2 protein-coding genes are annotated in these 3,679 nt (G+C 69.5%); both read left to right on the top strand.

The window, feature by feature from the left end:
- On the top strand, positions 1-1,348 hold a 1,348-nt coding region (locus tag I73_RS28315), incomplete at its 5' end, for a cation:proton antiporter (RefSeq protein ID WP_040500499.1).
- Positions 1,349-1,458: 110 nt separating this feature from the next.
- Positions 1,459-3,429: an aminotransferase class I/II-fold pyridoxal phosphate-dependent enzyme gene (locus tag I73_RS15810; protein ID WP_022981506.1), complete on the top strand. Its 1,971-nt coding sequence runs from the start codon at positions 1,459-1,461 to the stop codon at positions 3,427-3,429.
- The last annotated feature ends 250 nt before the right edge of the window (positions 3,430-3,679 follow it).

Below are 3,679 nucleotides of genomic sequence, written 5' to 3'. Positions count from 1 at the left end.
CCCTCCTGGCCTCGTGCCCTTGATGGCCGGCCAGCACCACGCAGGCCAGGGCTGGGTGGGCGCGCTCAAGGCCGTCGCGGTGATCGCCGGCATCGTGCTGGGCGGCCGCCTGCTGCTGCGCCCGGCCCTGCGCTGGATCGCCCGCAGCAAGACGCCCGAGATCTTCACCGCCGCGGCCCTGCTGTTGGTGGTGGCCACCGCGGCGCTGATGGAGGCCGTGGGCCTGTCGATGGCCCTGGGTGCCTTCCTGGCCGGCGTGCTGCTGGCCGAAAGCGAGTACCGCCGCGAGTTGGAGACCGACCTGGAGCCCTTCAAGGGCCTGCTGCTGGGCCTGTTCTTCATTGCCGTGGGCATGAGCATCGACTTCTCGGTCGTGCTGCACCGGCCCTTCATCGTGCTGCTGCTGGTGGTGGCGGTGCTGGGGCTCAAGGCCCTGGTGCTGTGGGTGATGGCCCGGGTGATGCCGATTCCGCTGGGCGAGCGGCCGGTCTTCATCGTGCTGTTGGCCCAGGGCGGCGAGTTCGGCTTCGTGGTCTTCCAGGCGGCCCAGCAGCGCGGCGTGATCGACGCCCGCACCGCCTCGCTGCTGATCGCGGTGGTGGCCATGACCATGCTGCTCACGCCCCTGCTGCTGCTGGTGGCCGACCGGGTGGCGGCGCGGCGCGCGGCCTGCCGGCCGGACCAGGCCCCGCTGAGCGAGCTGAGCGAGGAGCAGGACGCGCCGGTCATCATCGCGGGCTTCGGCCGCTACGGCCAGATCGTCGGCCGCCTGCTCTACGCCAGCGGCCTCAAGGCCACGGTGCTGGAACACGACGCCGACCAGGTTGAGAGCCTGCGCAAGTTCGGCTGGCGGGTCTTTTATGGCGATGCCCGGCGCCTGGACCTGCTGCGCATGGCCGGCGCCGACAAGGCCACGACGCTGGTGGTGGCGGTGGACGACATGGCCCAGTGCCTGGAGATCGTGGACCTGGCCCGCGAGCATTTCCCCCAGCTCATCCTGGTGGTGCGGGCCCGCAATGCGCAGCACTGGTTCGAGCTGCACCGCCGCGGCGTGCAGCACATCGAGCGCGAGACCCTCGACTCGGCCCTGATGAGCGGGCGCAGCGTGCTGGAGACCCTGGGCTTTCGGCCCTACCAGGCCCGCACCCTGGCCCAGCGCTTCCGCCGCCACAGCATCGCGCAGCTGCAGGAGTCGGCGCCGCACTTCGGCGACGAGGCCCGGCTGCTGGCCATGGCCAAGGCCGGTCGCCAGCAACTGGAAACCCTGTTCGCCCAGGAACGCGAGGCCCTGCTAGAGGCCCGGCGGCACGCCGCTGCCGAGGGCGACAACCCCGGGACAACCCCCTAGGCCAGCGCCTGCTTGCCGAATCTTTCTCGGCCGCGCGCTCGCTACACTGGCTGTTTGCCCTGTGACCCATGGGGGGCCACAGGGTCGTTCTGTTGCAGGAGTCGCCTCTCATGAAGCCCGTCACGCAGGTGCTGGTGGTCAGCGCCGATGAAGCCTGGCGCGACGCCGTGGTCGGGGGGCTCAACGCCGCCGCCGAGCGGCTGGACAACCCCTACGGCCTGCGGGCCCTGTGCTGCCCCTGCGACGAGCAGGCCCTGCAGGCGGTGCTGTCCACCGACACCAAGGGCGCCGACCTGCAGGTGGTGCTGATCGACCATGGCGAGCGCAACGCCGACACCCGCCAGCGCGAGCGCGCAGTGCACACCGCCCAGCAGATCATCGAGGCGCGCCCGGAGTTGTCGCTCTACATGCTGCTGGAGGACGACAGCGACAAGCTGCTGGTCGAACAACTGGCCAGCGACGCAGTGGACGGCTACTTCTTCCGCAGCGAGCTGGACTTCCATGGCTGGTTCCGCATCCTGGCGGCCGAGGTGGCCGAGAAGGCCGACACCCCGTTCTACGACGCGCTGCGCGACTACGTGGCCCAGGCCAAGGACAGCTGGCACACCCCCGGCCACGGCGGTGGCGACTCGTTCAAGGGCAGCCCCTGGGTGGGCGACTTCTACGACTTCGTCGGCGAGGAGATGCTGCGCGCCGACCTCTCGGTCAGCGTGCCGGAACTCGATTCGCTGCTTCACCCCACCGGCGTCATCGCCCAGAGCCAGCGCCTGGCGGCCAAGGCCTTCGGGGCACGCAAGACCTACTTCGCCACCAATGGCACCAGCACCTCCAACAAGGTGATCTTCCAGAGCCTGCTGGCCCCGGGCGACACCCTGCTGCTGGACCGCAACTGCCACAAGAGCGTGCACCACGGGGTGATCCTCTCGGGTGCGCGGCCGGTCTACCTGGACAGCTCGGTCAACCGCCACTTCGGCCTCTTCGGCCCGGTGCCGCAGGCCACCATCCGCGCCGCCATCGAGGCCCATCCCGAGGCCAAGGTGCTGATCCTCACCAGCTGCACCTACGACGGCCTGCGCTATGACCTGAAACCCATCATCGCGCTGGCCCATGCCGCAGGCATCAAGGTCATCGTCGACGAGGCCTGGTACGGCCATGCGCGCTTCCACCCCGAGCTGCGGCCCACCGCGCTGGAGTGCGGCGCCGATTACGCCACCCAGAGCACGCACAAGGTGCTGTCGGCCTTTTCGCAGGCCAGCATGATCCATGTGAACGACCCTGGCTTCGACGAGCACCTGTTCCGCGAGAACTTCAACATGCACGCCTCGACCAGCCCGCAGTACACGCTGATCGCCAGCCTGGACGTGGCGCGCAAGCAGGCGGTGATGGAGGGCTACCGGCTGCTGGACCGCTCGCTGCGCTACGCCCGCGAGCTGCGCGAGAAGATCAACGCCACCGGCGCCTTCCGCGTGCTGGAACTGGACGACCTGCTGCCCGACGAGGTGAAGGACGACGGCATCCGCCTGGACCCGACCAAGCTGACCATCGACATCAGCGCCAGCGGCTGGAGCGCCGACGAGCTGCGCGACGAGCTGATCAACCGCTACAACATCCAGGTCGAGAAGAACACCCACAACACGCTGACGCTGCTGCTGACCATCGGCACCACGCGCAGCAAGGTCTCGCGCCTGTTCGACGCCATGCTGCGCCTGGCCAAGGACCGCCGCCCGCCGCTGACCTACGGCCGCATGCCCGAGGCCCCGCGCTTCACCCGCCTGGCCTGCCTGCCGCGCGACGCCTTCTACGAGGCGGGCGAGAAGCTGCCGGTGCTGGACGACAGCGGCCTGCCCAACCCGGCGCTGACCGGCCGTGTCTGCTGCGACCAGATCGTGCCCTACCCGCCGGGCATCCCGGTGCTGGTGCCGGGCCAGGTGATCGAGCCGGCCATCATCGCCTACCTGGCCCGCCTGCTGCAGACGCAGAAGAGCATCGAGCTGCACGGCCTGGCCCTGCACGATGGCGAATGGCATCTGCGGGTGCTGAAGGCCGAGGAGCTGGAGGCCCTGCCGGCGCTGGCAGGCTGAACTCCACCGCCCAAAGCCACACGGCGGGGCCGCGCCAGCGCTGCCTATCCACAAGAGCACACACAAGAGCACAAGAGCGCTGAACGCCTCCCGCCGTGGGACAAAACTGCCCCGATCAGGGGCACCGCTTGAGCGAGGTCATCGCCCGCAGGCCCGGTCGAAGGCCTGCCAAAACGCGCATCCTGGCTGGTGGCAAAGTTGATGCCCATCAGCGTGCTGGGGCGGCGGCTGGCATGAAAGAGATGCCCCG

This window comes from Ideonella sp. B508-1, assembly GCF_000333615.1.
Taxonomy (GTDB): domain Bacteria; phylum Pseudomonadota; class Gammaproteobacteria; order Burkholderiales; family Burkholderiaceae_C; genus Ideonella.
The sequence above is the reverse complement of the archived record's forward strand: the minus strand, read 5'-3'. Positions and strand labels throughout refer to the sequence as shown.

Excerpts from the sequence above, each read along its gene's own strand:
- I73_RS15810 (WP_022981506.1), top strand. The coding sequence starts at position 1,459 with ATGAAGCCCGTCACGCAGGTGCTGGTGGTCAGCGCCGATGAAGCCTGG.